Source organism: Azospira sp., assembly GCF_030247495.1.
Classification (GTDB): Bacteria; Pseudomonadota; Gammaproteobacteria; order Burkholderiales; family Rhodocyclaceae; genus Azospira; species Azospira oryzae.
Genome location: NZ_JAOTRW010000017.1, coordinates 1 through 1,198 on the forward strand (window position 1 = coordinate 1; position 1,198 = coordinate 1,198).

Sequence of the window (1,198 nt, forward strand, 5' to 3'; positions counted from 1 at the left end):
TGATACTGGAGTCCAGATGAGCAGCCAACCGAGATTCAATTGGGAAGACCCGTTGCTGATGGAACGGCAACTGACGGAAGACGAACGCATGGTGAGGGACGCGGCGGCGGCCTACGCCCAGGACAAGCTGGCGCCGCGCGTGCTGGAAGCCTTCCGCCACGAAAAGACCGACCCGGCGATCTTCCGCGAAATGGGCGAACTCGGTCTGCTCGGCACCACCATTCCCGAAGAATACGGCGGCGCCGGCCTGAACTACGTCTGCTACGGGCTGGCCGCCAGGGAAGTCGAACGCGTCGACTCCGGCTACCGCTCCATGATGAGCGTGCAAAGCTCGCTGGTCATGGTGCCGATCCACGAATTCGGCAACGAAGCCACCAAACGCAAGTACCTGCCCAAGCTCGCCACCGGCGAACTCATCGGCTGCTTCGGCCTCACCGAACCGAATCATGGCTCGGACCCCGGCAGCATGGTCACCCGTGCCCGCGCGGTGGACGGCGGCTACAGCATTTCGGGTTCCAAGATGTGGATCACCAACAGCCCGATCGCCGACGTCTTCGTCGTCTGGGCCAAGGACGACGGCGGCCAGATCCGCGGCTTCGTGCTGGAGAAGGGCTGGAAGGGCCTGTCCGCCCCGGCCATCCACGGCAAGATGGGACTCAGAGCCTCGATCACCGGCGAAATCGTCATGGACGAAGTCTTCTGTCCCGAAGAGAACGCCTTCCCCGAGGTGCGCGGCCTCAAGGGCCCGTTCACCTGCCTCAACTCGGCCCGCTACGGCATCGCCTGGGGGGCGCTGGGCGCCGCCGAATACTGCTGGCACGCCGCCCGCCAATACACCCTGGACAGGAAGCAGTTCGGCCGGCCGCTGGCCGCCAACCAGCTGGTCCAGTTGAAACTCGCCAACATGCAGACCGAAATCACCCTGGCCCTGCAAGGCTGCCTGCGCCTGGGACGGATGAAGGACGAAGGCGTCGCCGCGGTCGAGATCACCTCGATCATGAAGCGCAACTCCTGCGGCAAGTCGCTGGAGATTGCCCGCCTGGCGCGGGACATGCTGGGCGGCAACGGCATCTCGGACGAATTCGGCGTGATCCGCCACGTGGTCAATCTGGAAGTGGTCAATACCTACGAAGGCACGCACGACATCCATGCCCTGATCCTCGGCCGGGCGCAGACGGGGATACAGGCGTTCAGCTGA

1 protein-coding gene is annotated in these 1,198 nt (G+C 64.4%); it reads left to right on the forward strand.

Annotated features, from left to right (window positions below; all coding sequences use genetic code 11):
* Positions 1 to 16: 16 nt before the first annotated feature.
* Complete coding sequence (locus OEL49_RS17305) at positions 17 to 1,198, forward strand: acyl-CoA dehydrogenase (RefSeq protein ID WP_287875957.1); 1,182 nt, start codon at positions 17 to 19, stop codon at positions 1,196 to 1,198.